The following is a 20,163-nucleotide window of genomic DNA, read 5'->3' on the forward strand; positions in this document are numbered from 1 at the left end:
TCTATCTGGCCAGTGAATGGGTCCTGCATTGCACCGTCACACCAACCCGGCTACTTGATTAGCGAATTCTGCTCCTCGGCCGGGCCGGGATCAGGGGCGCCTGCCAGAAAGCCAAATTCCAGCATCATTTGCCGGCATCCTTAGCCTTGATCCACCGATGTTGGTCGGGGCGCCGACGGCGGTTTAAACCGAGAATGCCCGTCTTTTCAAGGAAAATGGAGCTTGTCTAGAACCCTTTGACCACCGAAAAGAGAGGCATCTCGTAAGTGGAAGTTTCCCATAAACCGTCCGCGGTGTCAGTTTCCTTTGACGAGCCGAATCTCGTGTCGGCGGCAGGGCTGTTGCCGGTCATGACGTTGGCCCGGGACGCCGGGCTGCATGAGTTGGCCGATGAATGGCTGTCGGTCCCGACGGACAAGGGTGCGAACGCCGGGCTGAAGGTCGCGTCCCTGGTCGCCGGGATGGTCGCCGGCGCGGACAGCATCGATGACATGGCCCTGCTGCGCCACGGCGGAATGAAGCGGCTTTTCAAGCCTGCTGCTACGCGCCCTCGACGCTGGGTTCGTTTCTTCGGTCCTTCACGTTCGGTCACGTGCGGCAACTGGACGCTGTCGCGTCCCGTTTCCTGGCCAACCTGGGGACCCGGGCCCCGCTGCTCGGGCGTCCCGGGGTGGAGGACTTCGTGTTCGTCGATGTCGATGACACGATCATCGAGGTCCACGGCTACGCCAAGCAGGGCTCCGGCTACGGATACTCGGGAGTCCGCGGGCTGAACGCCCTGCTGGCCACGGTCTCCACCAAGGACACCGCCCCCGTGGTCGCCGCCCAGCGGCTGCGCAAGGGCGCGGCGAACTCGGCCCGCGGAGCCAAACGCCTGATCACCGACGCCCTGTCCACGCTCAAGCGCGTCCACACCGGCGGGCGGGTGCTCTGCCGTTTCGATTCGGCCTTCTACGGCCATGCCGCGGTGTCCGCAGCGCTGGCCGGCGGGGCGGAGGTCTCGGTGACCGCGCGCATGGACCCGGCCGTCAAACGCGCCATCGCCGGGATCCCGGAGACGGCGTGGGAAACAATCGAATACACCGACGCGGTCTTCGACGAGACCACCAACACCTGGGTCTCGAAGGCCGAGGTCGCCGAGACCGTGTTCACCGCGTTCAGCTCCCGCAAAAAGGACGAGCAGATCACCGGCCGCCTGGTCGTGCGCCGCATCCCGGAACTGAACCGCAAAGCCGACGAGGGGCAGGAAACCCTGTTCCAAACTCACCGGCACCACGGGTTCTTCACCACCGTGGACGCCGGGGTCCTGGACACCGTCGCGGCGGACAAGACCCACCGGAAACACGCCATTATCGAGCAGGTCAATGCAGACCTGAAGGACAGTGCGCTGGCGCACCTGCCCTCCAGCGTTTTTGCCGCGAACTCGGCATGGCTCGTTGCCGCGGTCATGGCCTACAACCTCACCCGCGCCGCCGGGATCCTCGCCTCCGGGCCCTTCGGCAAGGCCCGTACCGGCACGATCCGCCGCAAACTCATCCACGTCCCGGCCCGCATCGCCACCAGCGCCCGACGCATCCGTCTTCACCTCCCCGAAGCCTGGCCCTGGCAAACATCATGGCAGGACCTGTTCGACCAGCTCTACCCGCCGCCGCAAGCCGCCTGAACCCGTCCACCCAGCCGCACGGCGCAACCAGGAAACCCGTGGAACACCCAGGGCAGCGAGGCCCGGCACCCCGGCATACCCTCAGGCCGCACAACGAGCCGAAACCGGATACAGACCATCCACCCAGGCGGATCGGTGGATCAAGGCTTAGGCTCCCAGCGTCTGGCCTTTGTGCCGGTGAAGGCAATCATTTGGGTCCAGGCCATGATCTCAGCGGCGAGCATGACCACGTGGCACCAGAGTTCATTGCCGGTAAAGGCGTGGAAGGGCAGGTTGGCCAGGCCGGTGTCTTTGGCGTTGCGGATCCTGTCCTCGCAGCGTGCCCGGAGCCGGTGGCGGACCTCCAACGTGGCCAGCTGGCCCTTTTCCTGGTTCGTCGCGATGGCCGTGTACCGGTGCCCGTCGATGTCGGTGATCCGCAGCTGGGCGCCGACGTGCGGGATTTCCTTGCGGACGATGACCCGCATCCCGGCAGGCCATGAGGACAGGTCCAGCATGCCGGTGATGTCGGCGACCCAGGCGCCGTCACGCTCAACCCCGTCGCTGTCGTACGCCTTGGTCCACCCGTCTTTGGCGACCAGGGGCAGGACAGCGGCCACCGCACCGTGGATCGGGAACCCCACGGAGTAGGAGAAGTTGCGACCCTTGGCAGTCAGCCAGTCCAGGAACCCGTGCGTGCCGCCGGCGGAATCGGTGCGGATCATAATCTTCCTCCCCGACCGGTACCCTTTCGGGAGTTGTTTGACAGAGTCCTTCACGACCTGGATGTGATCACTGACCGTGTTGGAGCCGGCATTGCCGGGCCGCAGCAGGGTCACCAGCGGCTCACCGGTGCCCAGAATCCCGTGGTCAAGGAAGGAACACAGCGGGTGGAATCCGAAGCCCTTCTTCCACGTTGGACGGGCGTCTTCCTTCTCTGAATGGGAATTCAGGAGGGACGCGTCGAGGTCGATGACCAGCGGATTCCCGGCGCTCACCGCGTGCAGGGGTGAATCCTTCCCGGCTTGCGCCCACACATGGGCCCGAGCCTTGGCGCGGGCGCCGTTGATGGCCGCCAGCGCCCTGGCAGGCTTTACTGTTGCCAGGATCTTGAACAGCCGGCTGATCGTCGGATCCGAGGCCACGAGCCCGTACACCTCGGGCTGGTTGCGAAGCCGGTCAATGTCAGACACACTGTCGCCGCCCGTGGCCAACGACAGGGCGAGGTCGGTGAGGATTTTGCCCGGGTCGTGCGTGGCAAAGGGCTTGCGCCACGGCTCCAAAGCCTCCGACAAACCAGCGCCAAGACCAGCCCCCTTCACCATCGACGTCAGGATCACCCCGCCAGCCTGCGACACCACCCCGTCCCCGGAAGAATCAACACGGACAGACGGGTAAAAGCCGGTAAAGTAACTCACCTGCAGGGTGCTCCTGATGTGTCATGAAAAATGTTGTGTGGTAACTACATTTTCCCACGTCAGGGCACCTTTCAGGCTTTAAACACGCGTTCCAGCCACTCCCTCATGAAAGACCGAGGTTAGTTCCAATGCCGTTCGGTTAGGGGCCGGGATCCGGTGTCAAGATCCTGGTGTCGAGTGTCGCGGGATAGGTCCGACGGTCGACATCCCGTTCCTTGGCGCGGTACTTGGAGATCGCGCGTTTGACCACCCGGGGCCGGGAGCGGATGCGGCGGGCGGGCAACGGTTCGGCCAGCATGGCCGCCCCGATGCGACCGACCAGGTCCACCACGGTTCCGCTGAGGATCCCGCGGGCCTGGACCACCTGGTCGCGGGCGGACCTCAGTCCGATGGTGAAGGACAGGCGGTCCGGATCGATCTCGGGATGCCGCAGCGTCACATCGGTCATCGCGGTGCGCAACACCTGGTAGCAGGACAGCAGCGCCCAGGTCTCCTGGATGACCGCGGCAGGGTGCCGGCCGCGCAGCACCCGGCCGTTCAGGATGCGTGATTTCAATTCGCAGTAGGCCGTTTCGATCTCCCAACGCTCATGGTAGAGCCTGACCAGTCCCAGGGCGGGAGCCTGGATCGGGTCGAGCAACGTGGTGACCAGCCGGTATTCGGCGGTGAGCGTTTTGGCCTCGGTGGTGACCGTGAGTTCGGCGTCGATGACCCGTACGCGTTGGCCGGCGGCATGGGAGAGGTAGGAACCGTCGGCCAGCTGCTGAAGGACCGGCAGTTTCATGGCGCTGAGACCGGTCCTGGCGCGGAAAAGGAAGTCCGCGCCCGTTTCGGCCACTTCACGGAAGAAGCCGTAGGTGGCGAAGTTCCGGTCCCCGAGCAGCACCATGCCCGGTTGCAGGCAGGAGATGAGCTGCCGGGCGTAGGTCAGCTCGCCCACGGCGTCGGTGCCGAAGGCCGCGTCGATCACCGAACGGGTCCCGGCCGTGAGGATCGCAACCAGCCGGATCATCGGGTACCCGGCCTCCCCGTTGACGCCGCCGCGCGGCTTGGGGTACCTGGCCCGGTTGGCCTCGGTATCGGCCACGGCCATCTGCGTGCCGTCGATGGCCACGACCAGCCGGCCAGCGAACCGGGTCACCTGCCGGGACCCGCACACCGCAGGGCCCTTGAGAAGGGTGAACAGCTCACGCAGCGGGGCCGTTCCCACCCGGCGCATGGCCTGGCTCAAGGATGAGGCCGAAGGTGTCTTCACCGGTGCCGGCGGCCCCGTGACCAGGCGTGAAAAGACCTGCTTCCAGCCCTGGTCGGCGAACAGGACCCCGGCGAGCAGCAGGTAGATCACCACCCGTGAGGGCAGCCTGCGCACCCGGCGTTCCCGGCCTCCGGCGGCCTCGAGCGCGGCATCAACCATGTCGAAGGGAACGACACGGGTCAGCTCGCCCAGATGCCCGGGTGCGAATACCCCCGGAGCGTGATTGATGGCAGAATCGGGCATAGTGGCTCCCGTGGGGGTGGATCAGTCTTGGTGGACCGAACTACTCAAGCAGGAGCCACACCCATATCCCCACGGACACGCCGATTCGACGGGACTTGACCCTGGACCCGAACGCCTAACCGAACGGCATTGAGGTTAGTTCTCCTACATATCCCCTCATCCTGTGATCGTTTGAGGGTGGTGGCATGCCGGGACAAAACTGGCGGCGGACCGTGGCAATCATTGTGATTGACGAGCCTCCGCAGCCCATCGCGTCCCTGCCGGTGTCGCATCAGTCCCGCGCCTTACGCATACGGCGGCCCGGGCCGGAAGCCGGCGTCTTGGGAAGGAACCGTCGGTCAGGCCGGAACTTTGTCCTGCCGATAAGGTGCAGGAATCGCAGGAGGTCGTCGGGACCGCAGACGGACTTTGCGGGCCAGCCGCGCGCATGCAGAAGCGCAGATGCACCTGGAACTGGTAGCGCATCAGAGAGGTCGGACTCATACTGCGAATCCACGCTTCGCAGCTGCCCGTCCGCGGTGACGGCGTCGAAACTGCGCACGTGACTGCAGCGGCACATCCGCGCCGGCAGCGCTGCGCGGTGCCTGCACGTCCGTCACTGACGAGTGCCCTTCCGGGTGGTGTTTTCTCAGGCGGTGCCGAAGGGGTTGTCCATGGCGAGCTTCCAACAACGTGTGACGGAAGGATTATCGGCAGTCCAAAGGCGAGGAACTGCCGCTGGGCAGCAAGATTGTCCGAGCCAGTCAGCGCCAGACCCGGCTGCGGGGCAAATGTGCCGTTGGGCTCGGCGAAACTCATGATGCCGTCCCAGTCCTATGCATTAAACCGCTCACCCCAGGCTGGGTGCAGGGCGCTCGGGTCTGTGATATTCATTCTGTCCTCCGGATAAATCCTGTCGCTGAATTAGATACCCCGGATGTTAGTAGGCCGTGCGTTATTTGGTCGCTACCGCCATTGCCGCTGTCCCTCGTTGCCACGGGACAATCGCGGCGCCGCACGGGACGAGGCATCGGAATGGGTTTCCACGCGGTGGCCGCTTGGTTCCCTTCCTCCGGGCTCACAGCACTCCTGCGAAACTGCAAACCATGACAAGCGCCCCAACCGAATTCCTCGCACGGGCGGATAATTGCATCAATAGTCAACGCCCGGCGCGGACAATAGGAGGATCAGGATGCAAAACGCTTCCGCGCATCACAGTGGAGGTGCCGGTACTCAGCATTGGCTCCGGCCCCTCGGAATTCGAGGAACTGGGCAGCTACGTCGATGCGCTGCGAAGGCGGCAGGGGCTGCATCTGACCCTGCTGCACATCGGCATCCTTGAGGACTCAGGTCTCCCTCGTACAGGCCCTGCACGGACTGCTTGACGGGCTGCTCGTCGACAATGTCGATGACTTTATTCTCAGCTCACGCGCCCTTGGCTTCAGGCCGCCCCGCTGGCTGCCGCACATTGCCGTGGGCCGCCCGAAGGCCAGGGGCGGCGGATTCCGGGAGATTGGACCGCTGGCGGTCGAATTCGGCGGGTCCCGGATCAGGAACCGGCGGCTGCTACCGGCCGTCGGCGCCGGATAAGGGATGCGTCCGTGGACCCGTGCCCGGGCCGCTGGACCGCGGACACAGTCCTCACTGGTGAAGCGCCGTTCAGCTGGTGCGCGAGGTTATGGAAATCACCGCCCCGACGAAAACAGGAAGCGCTGCGGCGGATGCCAGAACAACGGCTCCTGTCCCAACCCATGCCGGCACGCGCCGGGGACGGGTTGAACGGAGCCTGGAGGCAGGAATGACGCTCAGCCAAATGAGCACCAGGAGGGCACCGGTGCCGACGGCAAGACCGGCAGGGGGAAAGACGACGGAACCCAGAAGCAGCGGGATGTAGTACTTGAACGACTTATCGCTCCAAAGTGGAACCCGTTCGCTCCACCAGCCTGCCGCTGCAGCGACAACTGCGCCATGCAGGACCGCAAGGGCGCCAAACAGTGCGACCGCAAGCCAGCCTGGTCGCACGATGTCGAAATCGATGTTGTCCGCACGCAGGGGATCCAACAGCGCGCCCACCCACACGAGGAGGAGAGCGCCGAGCAGCGGGCCTGCGAGGCGTCCAGTTGGAAGCCAGCGGCGCAGGACAACGTACGGCAATGCGGCACAGTAGCCGGCCGGTAGCCCTGCGAATAACAGTAAAGCCATCGACCCCTCAAATGTGGGGAAGCCGACGTTGAACTGGGCTTCGGTGAGCCGGCCCTGGGCCGAGTCCGGTGACGTGTGCGCCAGAACGCGCATGGCCAGTCGTCCTCCTGGCCATGCCGCCAGCACCGCTGAAACCAGCGCAGAAAAGGAGACGACGTTAGTCCACCAGAAGTACCGGCGGAGCGCCCGCAGCTTAGCCTCCGTGCGGGCCTCGGGCTGGTCAGCATCGACAACGAAAGCCTCACCTGGGTCATCGGCGGGGCCCGCGTCAATCGGCTCCCGGATGCGCCGGCTTCCCCACAGGACCACCACGAGGACCCCGACCAGCAAGAGAACGGTGCACCCAACCACGACTGCCATGGCCATCATGAATCACCACCAGGAGAAGGATGGAGACCATTGTGCTCCCGGCTGCCGGCCCTTGGCCATAGCCGGCGGGCCGCCCTTCCGCTGGCTACGGTCCCGACCTACGCTGATGATATGCCCAGACTCAGCGTCAACGGCGTGGATCTCTACTACGAGGAACAAGGCGAAGGGATCCCCATCCTGGGGGTGCACGGGACGCCCGGTTCGGCCGTGATGTGGGCGGATGCCGCCACGGAACTCGCCCGGCATGGCCGGTGCATCATCTATGACCGGAGGGGCTTCCACCGCAGTGCCCCGCCGGTGCCGTTCGGGACCCTGGACCTGGTGGACCACGTCGAGGACGCCGCGGCCGTCCTGGCCGCGCTGCACGCTGGGCCGGCCGTCGTGATCGGCCGCAGCACAGGCGGCCTCATCGCCGTCGAACTTGCCCGCCGGTTCCCCGACAAGGTGAAGGCCCTGGTCCTCTTGGAGCCGGCCTTGTTCACCATCGATCCGGATGCTCACGTGTGGGCCCGCAACGTTCGCCTCAGAGTGCTGGAGCGCTCCGCCGGCCGGCCCGGGCTGCTTGCCGCGACCGTGATGCGGGAGGCGCTTGGCGATTCAACCTGGGCGTCGCTCCCGGAGGATCTCCAGCAGGTGCTTGCAGGGACCGGACCGGCCGTCCTCGCCGAGATCACAGGCCACCGCATGGACCTCAGCGAGGACGCCCTGGAGCTGAGCGAAGACGAACTGGCCGGGATCCGTCGGCCGACGCTCCTCGTAACCGCCGAGGACTCGCCTGAGGCCTGCCGACTTGTGAACGCCCGGCTGGCGGGCGCATTGCCTTTTACCCGGACCGTACTGGTCGCAGGCGGACATCTCATCAATCCCGCGCATCCGGCGGTCCTGGACTTCGTGGACCGCATCGCCGCGCGCGCTGACACGTGGGCGTAGCGGGGTTACACAGCCGGCACATGATTGCTGGACGGTCCGGGCGCGCTGATCCGGCCCTCGCTGATCAGGCGGCAGTCGACTGTCAGGGTCTAGGCTTCGTGCCACCAGCCTTCCCAGGCAGTGGACGTCAATTGGCCACTGGGGAATTCGGTGCTGGCCTCGCCGCCACCGAATCGAGGATCGTCATCACTGCGGCGGGAATCAAGAAAGAGGGTAAGGCATTTCCAAAGCACCATAATTGTGACCTTCCATGCGTGGCCTGGACCACGGTGTCCAAGTAGGAAATAGCCTAGCTTCTGAATGTTTCGCGGCTTCGACACCACATTTCAGATTTGTATCCGGAATCTATCGGGCGCCGGAAGGCCTATGCCGGCTGCTGTCAGAACAGGCCGCTACAGGTCAGGCGACGCGGGGTCACTCAGTGGTGCCTGAACCCCGGAATGTAGTACAGCACAACCAACACCAGCCAGGTGGCGATGATAAACGGCCAGGTGTAAACCGGGAGCGCCGTAAGGCCCATCAGCCAGGCCAGCACCGAGGAAATGACTACGCCGACCAAGGCCGCAACCCAAGGTTGCCAGGTGCCGCGCACAAAGACCGCAGCCAGCGCAATGGCCGTCAGAACCCCCGAATAGCCGAGGAGTCCGTGGGCGAGGGCCTGCACATCGGAACCCGTGACAAGATCCATGACGGCCTCCAGCACGCTGCCCAGGAGCGCCGCGGCGCCCACCTTCCAGTGGGCGATGAACAATCCAAGGAGGATGACGGCACCCGCGATGGCGGAGTCGACCAGAACCACCTCGGCAATGTTGCTCAAGATGGCCTGGCCCATGTTCGCAAGAATGCTCCTGGGCACCTCCGGCAGGTCGGTGCGGGGACCATGCAAGGGCGCGTGAACGGCGAATAGCACCCCGGCCACGATGCAGAACGGCGCCGTGGTTACGGGGAGCGAGTAATTCCGGATTGAAGGATGGTAGAACAGCCACGCCACCGCTACCGTGACCGGCCCGCACGCGAGCCCGCCGAGGACCGCAAACACGGCCGCTGGCCAGGTGAAGCCCAGGGCCGAAAACTGCGCTGCGCCCACCAGGGCTCCGCAATAGCCGTGCAGGCCGTTGCCCAACTCGCCCAGGGTCCGCCGGCATAACACGCCGCTCAGTGTTGAAAACAGCAGCCCCACGATGGCCAGAGCGGCCATCCGCCAGTTCGCGATGGAAAAGCCGGCCAGCACCGCCATCCCCGTCCAGGCGTTTGATTGGAAGTAGATCTGACCCAACCCGCGGCTCGTCGCCGCAATCCAATTCAGGGTCCGGACGGCTTCCGGGCGAGTGTGGTGGGCGATCACCTGGCGTGCCGCCGCCCCAGCAGAACTGCAGAAATCCATATAACGGCGAACAAGGCAATCAGAGTCAGCCCGGCGTCCCCGAGGTCGATTCCGGCCAGCCAGGTGGTGGCCGGGTCGTCCATGCCGAACGCGCCGTTGATAAATCCGCCCAGGGTGATGACCGAAATGAACAGCGCAGACACCGCCGAAATGCCCGTGATGACGGCGTTGAAGCCGAGCTTGCGCTGCGGGTTGTCGATGGCAGATTTGTACATGCGCATCATGGCAACCCCGTTAACGGAGTCGAACAGGGTCATCGCCGCCGTGAACGCCAGCGGAATCGTCATCAGGGCAAAGGGAGAAACGCCGGCCAGCGTTGCGGCCGTCGTCATGACCAGCAGGCCGATGGTGGTGGCGGTATCGAATCCAAGGCCGAACAGAAAGCCGATCACGTAGATGTTTCGCGGCCGCTCCACCTTGGCCAAAGGCTTGGCCAAGAGCCGCGCGATGAAGCCCCTCGCCTCGAGGTCCTCGTCGCGGACGTCGCCTCCGCCGAGCACGTTCCGGTAGGCCCGGGCGGCCCGGAGGAAGGCAGAGCCGTTGACGATGCCCATGGCCAGCAGGAAGAGCCCGGAGACCCCGCTGCCGATCAGCCCCAGCACCAGGTTGCCGGTGGTGCCCTCTTCCATCAACTGGCCCACCAGCGTGGCACCCGTCACCACCAGCACACCAGCCAGAATCACCACGGAGCTGTGACCAAGGCTGAACGCAAACCCTACGCTGACTGGGTCCTTGTGCTGCGCCACGAACCTGCGGGTGGAGTTGTCGATCGCGGCGATATGGTCCCAGTCGTAGCTGTGTTTGATGCCGGCCAGGTAGGCGGTAAGGACCAGTCCCAGTGCCAGCGGCTGCCCGGCAGCGGCGGTGCCGATCACCAGCAGCGCGACGGCGGTGCAGTGGAGCAGGATGACGGCACCGCCGGTGAACAGCAGGCGGGTCTTCGCCGGCAGCTGCTCGCGCTGGCGGTACATGATGGCGAAGTCGCCGAGTGTCGTCATCAATACTTCCTGAGGTTCAGCGGTGATTGCCCGTACCAGCGTTCCCGCAGGAGTCCGGTGCAGGACCCAAGCAGGTGGTTGAGTTCCCCGGTGCTGTTGGACAGGGACCGGAGGACGAGTCCCATGGTCCCGGATTTTTTGGCGGTCAGGGATACCCCTGTGTAGGCGTCGCAGCCGGCGGTGAGCGCATGCAGTTCATCGGCGAGGGCCTGGTCCACCCTCGGGTCCACCACGATCAGCGAGCCCAGATGGCTGAAGCCCTCCATGAAGCCCATCCCGGTGACGTCGCCCAGTGGCGGCCGGATGAGCAGGTTGTCCAGCGCCAGCAGCTCCGGGCCGTTCACGCCGGAGACGTGGATCTCGTTCCGGAGCCGCAGTTCCTCGTACTTGAACGAGGAACCGTCAGGCGACCAGCCGGGAGTCACCACCTCGGCCATGAGCAGGCTCGACGCCGGATGCACCGTGATGTGCGTGTTCTGCCGGTAGCTTGCCTCCCGATAGGCGATCAGCTGGTCCGGAGCCAGCTCCAGCCGCGCCCCCTCCCCCAGGTTCAGCGTCATCCGCTGCTCCGCAAAGGAGCCGGGAGTCCTGTAGATCTTGGTGGCCGACTGCGTGGTCAGGAGCAACCGCGCCCCGGCCTCCACCTCAACGTCCACGGTGTAAAGGTCCGCCCCAAGATAGGCTCCGCCCGGGTTCACCATGACATAGCAAACCTGGCCCGAGTCATCGAGGTAATGCGGCCGCAACACCCTCAAGGCACCTTGATGGAACTGTCTGGACGCAACTGACCGCCCGCTACGTTCGGTGATGACAAGCTCAAGCTCCCCCTGAGCCACCGGTGATTGAGCCTGTCGAAATCCCTGGGTCTCAGCAAGCTCGACCACCGGTGCTTGAGCCGCCTGGGTCTCGACAAGCTCGACCACCGGGACGGTGCTCACTTGGCGAGGTCGAGCATCAGCACCTCGCGCCGCATCCAGTCGATGACGCGGTCCAGCCCTTCGTCCGTCTTGAGGTTGGTGAAACAGAACGGCTTGTCGCCGCGGAACTCGCGCGAGTCCCGTTCCATGACGGCCAGGTCCGCGCCCACATACGGCGCCAGATCGATCTTGTTGATGATGAACAGATCGGACTTGATCATGCCCTGGCCGGCTTTGCGCGGGATCTTCTCGCCCTGCGCCACGTCGATGATGTAGATGGAGAAGTCCACCAGCTCGGGGCTGAACGTCGCGGAGAGGTTGTCGCCGCCGGATTCGACGAAGATCACCTGCAGGTCCGGATGCCGCTTCTTGAGCTCCTCGATGGCCGCCATGTTCATGGACGTGTCCTCGCGGATGGCGGTGTGCGGGCAGCCGCCGGTTTCCACGCCGATGATCCTGTCCTCGGGCAGGATGCCGTTAGCGGCCAGGATCTTGGCGTCCTCGATGGTGTAGATGTCGTTGGTGATGGCCGCCATGGAGATTTCCCGGCTCATGTGGCGGGTGAGCCGTTCCACCAGCTGGGTCTTGCCGGCGCCCACCGGGCCGCCGATGCCGATTTTGATGGGTTCAGTCATTCTGTCCTCCTGCTAACTCATGAACATGCGGGCACGTTGACGCTCGTGCCGCATCTGCGAAATTTCCAATCCAGGGCTCACGGACCCGAAGTCGTCCGGCGTCAGGTGACCGATGCGCTCGACGGCGGCAGCGACGTCGTCGGCCGCTTTCCGGAGGAGACGCTGGCCGGCGTTCTGCCCCAGCGGGATGGCCCGCACGGCGTTCTGCGTCAGCGACGTGACGGCCGCGAATAGGTACGCGGCGAGGGCTTCCGGCAGCGGAACGCCCAGGGAACGGCAGACGACGGCGAACGCCAGCGGCTGATGGCCGTCGGCCCGGCCGCTGGCCACCATGGACCGGTACTGTTCAAGCCCGGCTGAGGGAAAAGCCTCCGAGGCGATCTCCAACAGCCGGGTGCCCATCTTGATACTGGCCTCCCGCACCTGCCGTGGCAGCAGCTGCGCCGTAAGGTGTTCGTCCAGTCCAGCCACCTCCGTACCCTCGTAGAGGAAGCGGATGGCCAGCCCGTCCGAGTAGGTGAGCTGCTGTGAAATGAACGCCCCCAGCCACACCCCGAACGAAGCCTCATCCCGCACCAGCCCGCGCTCGATGTACGTCTCACATCCCAGCGAGTGCGCGAACGCCCCGGTCGGCAGGGCGGAGTCCGTCAGCTGCTGGAGCGCGAGCTGGTAGCTAGTGGCTGTGTTCGGCATGGCGGAAGGGTACGGGCATCACGCGTTCCTGGCGGTCATACGGGACGCCGACGTGTTTGAGGTAGTCCTCGACGGTGTGGTCGTACTGGCAGACCATGACGTCGGCGCCGTACTCGGAGGTGGCGTCGAAAAACTGGGCCTGCAGGTGCCGGTTGCCCAGGGAGTGCGCCACCACCCCCATCTCGTGGACGGACCGGGGCGCGATCACCAGCACGTCGGTGGGCAGCACCGAGACCACGATCATGCTGGTTCCGGCGACGTGCAGGATGTCCCCGTCGCGCAGGTCCACGGAACCGGACGGCAGCCGGATGCCGAGTTCCTTGCCGTGGTCGGTGGTGACGCGCTGGATGCGCTTGACCAGCTGGGCGCTGGGCAGGATCACCTTTTCGCGGTGCAGCCCGGCGTACTCCGCCGAATTGGGGGGCAGCTCGTGCACGTTGCCCAGGATCTTTTCGATAATCACGTCAGGCTCCTAGAAGAGGAAGTAGCGCTGGGCCATGGGCAGCACGTCGGACGGTTCGCACGTGACGTCCTCCCCGTCCACCGTCACCTTGTAGGTTTCGGGGTCCACCTCGATGGCCGGGGTGGCGTCGTTGTATTTCAGGTCGGCCTTGGTGAGGCTGCGGATGCCGGACACGGGCCGGATGACCTTCTGAAGTCCGAGTTCCGCCGGAACCCCTGCTTCGATGGCGGCCTTGGACAGGAAGGTGATGGAGGACTGCTGCAGCGCCTTGCCGAATGTCGCAAACATCGGCCGCATCGTCCGCGGCTGCGGGGTGGGAATGGAGCCGTTGGAATCCCCCATCAGCGCGTACGCGATCTGCCCGCCCTTGAGCACGAGCTCCGGCTTCACCCCGAAGAACGCCGGGTCCCACAAAACCAGGTCGGCGAACTTTCCCACCTCGACCGAGCCGATGGAGTCCGCCATGCCCTGCGCGATGGCCGGGTTGATGGTGTATTTCGCCACGTACCGCTTCAGGCGGAAGTTGTCGCTCTCGGCGCCCAAGCCGGCAGCAGAACCGTGGACGCCGGCTGCGCTGTCCCCCCGGGGGTCCTTCAGGACGCCGCGCTGTTTCTTCATCTTGTCCGCCACCTGCCAGGTGCGGGTGATGACCTCGCCCACGCGGCCCATCGCCTGCGAGTCCGAGGACGTGATCGCGAAGATGCCCAGGTCCTGCAGGACGTCCTCCGCGGCGATGGTCTCGGCGCGGATCCGGGAGTCCGCGAACGCCACGTCCTCCGGAATGGCCGGGCTGAGGTGGTGGCACACCATGAGCATGTCCAGGTGCTCTTCGATGGTGTTGCGCGTATAGGGCAGCGTGGGGTTGGTGGAGGCCGGCAGGACGTTGGGCAGCCCGGCGATCTTGATGATGTCCGGGGCGTGGCCGCCACCGGCGCCCTCGGTGTGGAAGGTGTGGATCACCCGGCCGTCGATGGCCCGGATGGTGTCTTCGACGAAGCCGCACTCGTTGAGGGTGTCGGTGTGGATGGCGACCTGGACGTCGTACTCATCCGCCACCTTCAGCGAGGTGTCGATGGAGGACGTGGTGGCGCCCCAGTCCTCGTGGACTTTCAGGCCGATGGCACCGGCACGGATCTGCTCGGCCAGGGGCTCGACGGCGGAGGCGTGGCCCTTGCCGAGCAGGCCGATGTTGATGGGCAGGCCCTCCGCGGCCTGCAGCATCCGCTGGATGTGCCACTTGCCGGGGGTCACGGTGGTGGCCTTGGTGCCGTCGGCCGGCCCGGTTCCGCCGCCCACCATGGTCGTCACGCCGCTGCACAGGGCGGTGGGGACCTGGTCCGGGGAGATGAAATGGATGTGGGTGTCGATGCCGCCGGCGGTGAGGATCTTCCGCTCGCCGGCGATGATCTCGGTGCTGGCACCGATCACGATGTCCACGCCGTCGCTGATCTGCGGGTTGCCGGCCTTGCCGATCCGGAAGATGTGGCCGTCCTTCAGCGCGACGTCGGCCTTGTAGATGCCGGTGTAGTCGAGGATGACCGCGTTGGTGATCACCGTGTCCGGGACGTCCTCATCCCGGGTGACCTGGCCATTTTGACCCATGCCGTCGCGGATCACCTTGCCGCCGCCGAACACCACTTCCTCGCCGTAGACGGTGAGGTCCTTTTCGATCTCGAGGAAGAGGTCGGTGTCCGCCAGGCGGATGGCGTCACCCGTCGTCGGGCCGTACAGGTCCGCGTACTGCCTGCGGGGAATGTCGAAGCTCATTTGGTTACTCCTTCAATCGGGGCAAGCGCGCCGTTCACGGCGTTGCTCAGCCCATAGACCTCGCGGGCGCCAGCCAGTTCGATCAACCGGACAGGCCTGCTGTCACCGGGCTCGAACCGCGCGGCGGTGCCGGCCGGGATGTCCAGCCGCCGGCCATACGCTGCCTGTCGGTCGAAGTCCAGCGCTGAGTTCGCCTCCGCAAAGTGGTAATGCGAACCCACCTGCACGGGCCGGTCACCGGTGTTGGTCACGACGACGTCGATCGCCTCGCGCCCCGCATTCAGCGTCACCGGGTCGGAAATGAGAATGTACTCCCCTGGAATCATGGCCGGGCTCCTAGCGGATCGGATCGTGGACGGTGACGAGCTTGGTGCCGTCCGGGAAGGTTGCTTCGATCTGGACGTCGTGGATCATCTCGGGCACGCCCTCCATGACGTCCTCGCGGCGCAGCAGCGTGGTGCCGTAGCTCATCAGTTCAGCCACGGTTCGGCCGTCCCGCGCCCCCTCGATCAGCTCGTAGCTGATGAGGGCGACGGCCTCGGGGAAGTTCAGCTTCAGGCCGCGCGCCTGGCGGCGGCGGGCAAGGTCGGCGGCAACGACGATCATGAGCTTTTCCTGCTCACGGGGCAAAAGATGCATCAGTTCTCCTTCAAAAGGTGGGCGCCGCGAAGCCGTGCGTCAGATCGCTCAAGGCTTGGAACAGCCGAGGACGCGCGGGGCAGCTAGTACAGCTATAGCCCTAAACGTCTGACATTTCCAATTCGTGGATCCGCTGCAACTCCCAGTACCCCTTGTGACCGGCGCACCGGCCCTGCCTCAAAATGTACTCTGACAGCGGTCGGAAGGGACAGACCGGAGGAACCTCCGGGCAGGTCTTTTGGGAAGGGCGCGTGACCCGCCCGGCCTAGGCTCGCCTGCGCTTCCAGGCTGCGTGCCCCGCTCTGGCAGCCGCCGCCCGAAGGCGGTGACCAGGACCATCCCCCGATAGCGATAGGGTGGGTGCGGGTGCAGCGGTGGACCAAAAACCGCATGAGTCGGGCACCGGTGATAACGCCGAGACCATAGCCGGCCGCGAGGTTGCGAGGGTGGTTCCCAGGGATGAGTAGATCGGAGAGGCCCTTGGCCCGCAGGATCCCGGTCCGGAGGGCACCGGCGCTACAACCTGTCAGCCACACACCCGGCAGCGGTCACACTCTATGCCGGAAGGATCCGCCCGCGCCAATAAGTTGGCGCGGGCCCAGCGATGCGGGTGGCTACGTCAGCGTCCAGGAGCGCTTGGACAACCCGAACCAGAATCCTTCGATTGCCGTCTTCGCCTGGATGTCGCCGGAACCGTAGGCTGCGCCGAGGGCAATGTACAGGGGGGCCCAGTGCTCGCTTCTCGGGTGTGCCTCGCGGGCGGCGGGTGCCTTGTGCAGGAAGTCGAGGATGGAATCGACATCGCCGCGTGCCATTGCCTCCTCCGCCCAATGATCGAATTCGCTGGAAGCTGCGGGCGGGGCGCTGTCCGGACCGCCCGCGGGGTTGAACCAGCGGAGATTGTGCGTGGTGAAGCCAGAGCCGACGATCAGCGTGCCGCGGTCCCGCAGCGGCCCAAGCGACGCGCCGAGTTCGAACAATCCCTGCGGATCGAGGGTCGGCATGGACATTTGGACCACCGGCACGTCCGCGTCCGGGTACATCTCCTTGAGCGGCACGTAAGCTCCGTGGTCCAGACCGCGGCTTTCATCACGCTCGACGTGGTGACCATGGCTCGCGACGAGCTTCTCCACTTCGGTGGCGAGCTCGGGTGCCTGCGGGGCGTCGTAGGTGACGTCGTAGTACTTCTGCGGGAAGCCTCCGAAGTCATAGACCAGGCCCGGACTACGCTTCGTTGCACTGAGGGTGACGGGGGCATTTTCCCAATGGGCAGACACCATGAGGATGTCTTTGGGCTTGGCAAAGGTGCCGGACCACTCATTGAGTTCGCGGGTCCAGGTGGCGTCGTCGGCCAGGGGCGGCGCGCCGTGGCTGAGAAAGAGTACAGGGGGGCGGTCAAGGATCTGCGTCATGGCAACAGCATACCCGATTTTCATTGAAGCTTCAAGTAACCCGTCTAGCTGCACTCCACGCCGTCGATACAAGAGGCCCTACCGCGCGATGATGACGTCGAGCCTGCGCGGACCGTGCACGCCCTCGACACGTTCGAGTTCGATATCGCTGGTGGCGCTCGGCCCGCTGATCATGGTCAGCGGCCGGGTTCCGTCGATCCGGCGCAGCGCCTCAGGCAGGATACCGGCAATGTCCTTGGCGTCAACGACGCAAATGTGGTGGTCCGGGACAAGGCTGATGGCGCGGCGGCCCTGATCGGGGCTCCCGTCCAGGATGATGGTTCCGGTTTCGGCGACGGCGACGGCGCTGCCGGTCACCACGGCATCCACCGAGTCCAGTTCCGCGACGGTGAGCGGAGCCGCGGCAGAATCCGTCCGGCGTCGGGCGTTGCTAGGCTGGCTGTCAACGGCGGCCAGCCAGCGGGCGTCCAGTCCGTCCGGCACCACATAACTGCCGGCGTCGGCCAGCAATCCGGCGATCAGCGCGGGCACCTCGGCCGCCCCTACAACGCTGACGTGTGCCTTGTAGTCCTCCAGGCGGTCCACCAGCAGGTCGATGCACGCGGCCTCGTCCAGCCCGGATGTTGCCCGGTACCCGCGGGGAATCGGCGGCACCTCGGGGCTGTCCCGCAGCGCGGAGCGGATCCGGCCGAGGATGTCTTCGCGGGCGCTCATGCCTGGTCTCCTGTGTTTTCTGACGGCTTGTCCATACGTTCGGTTTCCTGCTTCTGATGCTCCTTGGCCCACCAGCTGCGGAAGGATTCCACCGGGGGCGCCGGTATGTCCCGGCTCTGCGTCCAGCCGCCGGCGATGCCCGGCAGCCTGGTGATTTTCCGGTCGGGGCCGGCGGCAAGGCGTCCGAGGGGCAGCCCCTTTTCCAACAGCCCGAGCCGCTTGCCGGAGGACAGCGCCCAGGACGCCGCCTTCATGCCGATGTCCATCTGGCTGGGCAGCTTCGTCTTCCCGCGCTGGCTGTCGACGTCGACGCTGCGCAGGTGCACGAGGATGTCCGGGATGTTGATCTTTACCGGGCAGGCGTCATAGCAGGCGCCGCACAAGGAGGACGCGTAGGGCAGTGAATTGTTCTCTTCGGCCTGGATTCCGGTCATCAGCGGCGAGAGGATGGCGCCGATGGGTCCCGGATAGGTGGACCCGTACGCGTGGCCGCCGGTGCGCTCATACACCGGGCACACGTTCATGCAGGCGCTGCAGCGGATGCAGTGCAGTGCGGAGCGCCCCATTTCGTCGGCCAGGGCGGCGCTGCGTCCGTTGTCCAGGAGCACGAGGTGGACGTTCTGCGGCCCGTCACCTTCGGTGACCCCTGTCCAGAGTGAGGTGTACGGGTTCATCCGTTCCCCGGTGGAGGAACGCGGCAGCAGCTGCATGAACACTTCCAGGTCCTGCCAGGTGGGCAGCAGCTTCTCCACGCCCATGACGGTGATCAGCGTCTCCGGCAGGGTCAGGCACATGCGGCCGTTGCCCTCGGATTCGACGACGGCGAGGGTGCCGGAATCGGCCAGCGCGAAGTTGGCGCCGGAGACGGCCACCTTTGCCGTGAGGAACTTGCGCCGCAGGTGCGCCCGGGCGGCCATGGCCAGGACCGCTGGCTCGTCGGTCAGCCCGGGATCCGCGCCGGGCATTTCACGCAGGAAAATGTCGCGGATTTCGGTGCGGTTCTTGTGGATCGCGGGGACCAGGATATGGCTGGGCTTGTCGTGGTCAAGCTGGACGATCAGCTCCGCCAGGTCCGTTTCGTAGGCCGCGATCCCCTGCTCTTCGAGGTATTCGTTGAGGCCGATTTCCTGCGTGGCCATGGACTTGACCTTAACGACTTCGGTTTCGCCAGTGTCCCGGATCAGTCCGGCGACGATCCGGTTGGCTTCGTCGGCATCGCGGGCCCAGTGGATGATGCCGCCGCAGGCTGTGAAATTCGCTTCGAACTGCTCGAGGAGTTCGGGCAGCCGGGCCATCACGGATTCCTTGATGGCGCTGCCGGCACCGCGCAGCTGCTCCCAGTCCGGCAGTTCGGAAACCACCTTCAGCCGCTTGTCGCGGATGGTGTGGGTCGCGTGGCCGAGGTTGGCGCGCAGCTGGGCGTTGTTGAGCTCGTGGCGGGCCGCCTTCGGAAAGGACTCGGAGGCGTGCAGGTTGCCTGTGCCGAAGACGGGCAGCGAGGGCATGCCGAGGAAGGTGCTCATCGTGACGCCTTTCCGGCTGAAATGCGTACCTCGCCGGTGACGGAGACCGGGGCTTCCATGGTGCTGGCAAGGATTTCGGCCAGGTGCAGGGTGGTGACGGCGCTGCCCTGGCGGGAGAGTCCGCCACCGATGTGCATCAGGCAGGAGGCGTCACCGCCGGCGCAGAGGGCGGCGCCCGTTGACTCAATGTTCGCAACCTTGTCCGCGAGCATGGCCGAGGAGACATCCGCGTTCTTCATCGAGAACGTGCCGCCGAAGCCGCAGCACTGGTCGGCCTCCGGCAGCTCGGCCAGGTCGATTCCCTGGACGCTGCGTAACAGTTGGGACTGCCGGTCCCCCAGCCGGAGCAGGCGCATGCCGTGGCAGCTGGGGTGGTAGGTGACGCGGTGCGGGAAGTACGAGCCGAGTTGGGCTCCCGCATCGGCGACGCCGAGCACATCGACCAGCAGTTCGGAGAGTTCGTACGTTTTGGCGCCGACGGCGGTGGCGCGGGCTTCCAGGGCTGTGTCCCCGCAGGAGCGGGCGACCATCGGGTGCTGGTGCTTGACGGAGGCCACGCAGGAGCCGGAGGGCGCGACGGCGACGTCGTAGTCCTCATTGTCGAAGGCGGCCACATGGTTGGCGACCACGGGGACCGCCTCCTTGAGGTAGCCGCTGTTGACGTGCATCTGCCCGCAACAGGCCTGGCCGGAGGGGAACACCACCTCGTGTCCCAGCCGCTCCAGGACGTTCACGGTGGCCCGGGCGGTGCGCGGATACATGGCATCCACGATGCAGGTGGCGAACAAAGCGATTCTCATGACAGCCTTTCGAGCAGCCTCGTAACGTGTGGTCTGACCATAGTACATCACGTGACCCGCGCCACGTCCAGCCCCAAATGAACTACGTGAGGGGGGTCACATCCAGGGAAAATATGCGCTACACTCTAGTGGTCCGACCACAGTGGTCTGACCTCACCAACCTCAATGTGGAGGAACTCC

18 protein-coding genes and 1 pseudogene are annotated in these 20,163 nt (G+C 65.5%); 3 read left to right on the plus strand and 16 right to left on the minus strand.

Annotation, left to right across the window (positions count from 1 at the left end; genetic code table 11):
* The first annotated feature begins 266 nt into the window (after window positions 1-266).
* Window positions 267-1,663 (plus strand): annotated as a pseudogene (locus ACQCSZ_RS10480) (IS1380 family transposase).
* Window positions 1,664-1,803: 140 nt separating this feature from the next.
* Here ACQCSZ_RS10480 and ACQCSZ_RS10485 read toward each other — a convergent pair.
* Entirely contained in the window at window positions 1,804-3,060 is a 1,257-nt protein-coding gene (locus ACQCSZ_RS10485) for an IS1380 family transposase (protein ID WP_427007927.1), read from the minus strand.
* A gap of 139 nt (window positions 3,061-3,199) precedes the next feature.
* Window positions 3,200-4,558, minus strand: a complete 1,359-nt coding sequence (locus ACQCSZ_RS10490) for an IS4 family transposase (protein ID WP_427004280.1) — start codon at window positions 4,556-4,558, stop codon at window positions 3,200-3,202.
* A 1,317-nt stretch (window positions 4,559-5,875) separates the two neighbouring features.
* Between ACQCSZ_RS10490 and ACQCSZ_RS10495 the strand changes: the two genes are divergently transcribed.
* A complete protein-coding gene (locus tag ACQCSZ_RS10495) occupies window positions 5,876-6,127 on the plus strand; it encodes a hypothetical protein (protein WP_427007928.1) in 252 nt (83 codons plus the stop codon).
* 69 nt (window positions 6,128-6,196) lie between these two features.
* Here ACQCSZ_RS10495 and ACQCSZ_RS10500 read toward each other — a convergent pair whose 3' ends face one another.
* Window positions 6,197-7,108, minus strand: coding sequence for a hypothetical protein (locus tag ACQCSZ_RS10500; protein ID WP_427007929.1), 912 nt, complete (start codon window positions 7,106-7,108; stop codon window positions 6,197-6,199).
* 111 nt (window positions 7,109-7,219) lie between these two features.
* On the opposite strand from ACQCSZ_RS10500, the gene ACQCSZ_RS10505 reads away from it, so the two are divergent.
* Complete coding sequence (locus ACQCSZ_RS10505) at window positions 7,220-8,038, plus strand: alpha/beta fold hydrolase (RefSeq protein WP_427007930.1); 819 nt, start codon at window positions 7,220-7,222, stop codon at window positions 8,036-8,038.
* A gap of 418 nt (window positions 8,039-8,456) precedes the next feature.
* Here ACQCSZ_RS10505 and ACQCSZ_RS10510 read toward each other — a convergent pair whose 3' ends face one another.
* From ACQCSZ_RS10510 to ACQCSZ_RS10570, 13 genes are all read right to left on the minus strand, one after another.
* On the minus strand, window positions 8,457-9,422 hold the full coding sequence (locus ACQCSZ_RS10510; RefSeq protein ID WP_427007931.1) for an urea transporter: 966 nt from the start codon (window positions 9,420-9,422) through the stop codon (window positions 8,457-8,459).
* Complete coding sequence (locus ACQCSZ_RS10515; RefSeq protein ID WP_427007932.1) at window positions 9,380-10,420, minus strand: HoxN/HupN/NixA family nickel/cobalt transporter; 1,041 nt, start codon at window positions 10,418-10,420, stop codon at window positions 9,380-9,382. Before ACQCSZ_RS10515 ends, ACQCSZ_RS10510 begins: the two co-directional genes overlap by 43 nt.
* Window positions 10,420-11,169 carry an urease accessory protein UreD gene (locus ACQCSZ_RS10520; RefSeq protein WP_427007933.1) on the minus strand — a complete coding sequence of 250 codons (750 nt, stop codon included), beginning with the start codon at window positions 11,167-11,169 and terminating at the stop codon, window positions 10,420-10,422. The genes ACQCSZ_RS10515 and ACQCSZ_RS10520 overlap by 1 nt, the downstream gene beginning before the upstream one ends.
* A gap of 185 nt (window positions 11,170-11,354) precedes the next feature.
* Window positions 11,355-11,972, minus strand: coding sequence for an urease accessory protein UreG (gene ureG / locus ACQCSZ_RS10525; RefSeq protein ID WP_427007934.1), 618 nt, complete (start codon window positions 11,970-11,972; stop codon window positions 11,355-11,357).
* Between the two features lie 12 nt (window positions 11,973-11,984).
* Window positions 11,985-12,665, minus strand: a complete 681-nt coding sequence (locus tag ACQCSZ_RS10530; protein WP_427007935.1) for an urease accessory protein UreF — start codon at window positions 12,663-12,665, stop codon at window positions 11,985-11,987.
* Window positions 12,646-13,128, minus strand: a complete 483-nt coding sequence (ureE, locus tag ACQCSZ_RS10535; protein WP_427007936.1) for an urease accessory protein UreE — start codon at window positions 13,126-13,128, stop codon at window positions 12,646-12,648. Before ureE ends, ACQCSZ_RS10530 begins: the two co-directional genes overlap by 20 nt.
* Before the next feature lie 9 nt (window positions 13,129-13,137).
* Complete coding sequence (ureC, locus tag ACQCSZ_RS10540) at window positions 13,138-14,895, minus strand: urease subunit alpha (RefSeq protein WP_427007937.1); 1,758 nt, start codon at window positions 14,893-14,895, stop codon at window positions 13,138-13,140.
* Window positions 14,892-15,221: an urease subunit beta gene (locus ACQCSZ_RS10545; protein WP_427007938.1), complete on the minus strand. Its 330-nt coding sequence runs from the start codon at window positions 15,219-15,221 to the stop codon at window positions 14,892-14,894. Before ACQCSZ_RS10545 ends, ureC begins: the two co-directional genes overlap by 4 nt.
* A gap of 10 nt (window positions 15,222-15,231) precedes the next feature.
* Complete coding sequence (locus ACQCSZ_RS10550) at window positions 15,232-15,534, minus strand: urease subunit gamma (protein WP_427007939.1); 303 nt, start codon at window positions 15,532-15,534, stop codon at window positions 15,232-15,234.
* Window positions 15,535-16,148: 614 nt separating this feature from the next.
* A complete protein-coding gene (locus ACQCSZ_RS10555) occupies window positions 16,149-16,946 on the minus strand; it encodes a dioxygenase family protein (RefSeq protein WP_427007940.1) in 798 nt (265 codons plus the stop codon).
* A 78-nt stretch (window positions 16,947-17,024) separates the two neighbouring features.
* Window positions 17,025-17,660, minus strand: coding sequence for a LutC/YkgG family protein (locus tag ACQCSZ_RS10560; protein ID WP_427007941.1), 636 nt, complete (start codon window positions 17,658-17,660; stop codon window positions 17,025-17,027).
* Window positions 17,657-19,183 carry a LutB/LldF family L-lactate oxidation iron-sulfur protein gene (locus ACQCSZ_RS10565; protein ID WP_427007942.1) on the minus strand — a complete coding sequence of 509 codons (1,527 nt, stop codon included), beginning with the start codon at window positions 19,181-19,183 and terminating at the stop codon, window positions 17,657-17,659. The genes ACQCSZ_RS10560 and ACQCSZ_RS10565 overlap by 4 nt, the downstream gene beginning before the upstream one ends.
* Entirely contained in the window at window positions 19,180-19,983 is an 804-nt protein-coding gene (locus tag ACQCSZ_RS10570) for a (Fe-S)-binding protein (RefSeq protein WP_427007943.1), read from the minus strand. Before ACQCSZ_RS10570 ends, ACQCSZ_RS10565 begins: the two co-directional genes overlap by 4 nt.
* Between the last annotated feature and the right edge of the window lie 180 nt (window positions 19,984-20,163).

Source organism: Pseudarthrobacter sp. H2, assembly GCF_050157045.1.
Taxonomy (GTDB): Bacteria; Actinomycetota; Actinomycetes; order Actinomycetales; family Micrococcaceae; genus Arthrobacter.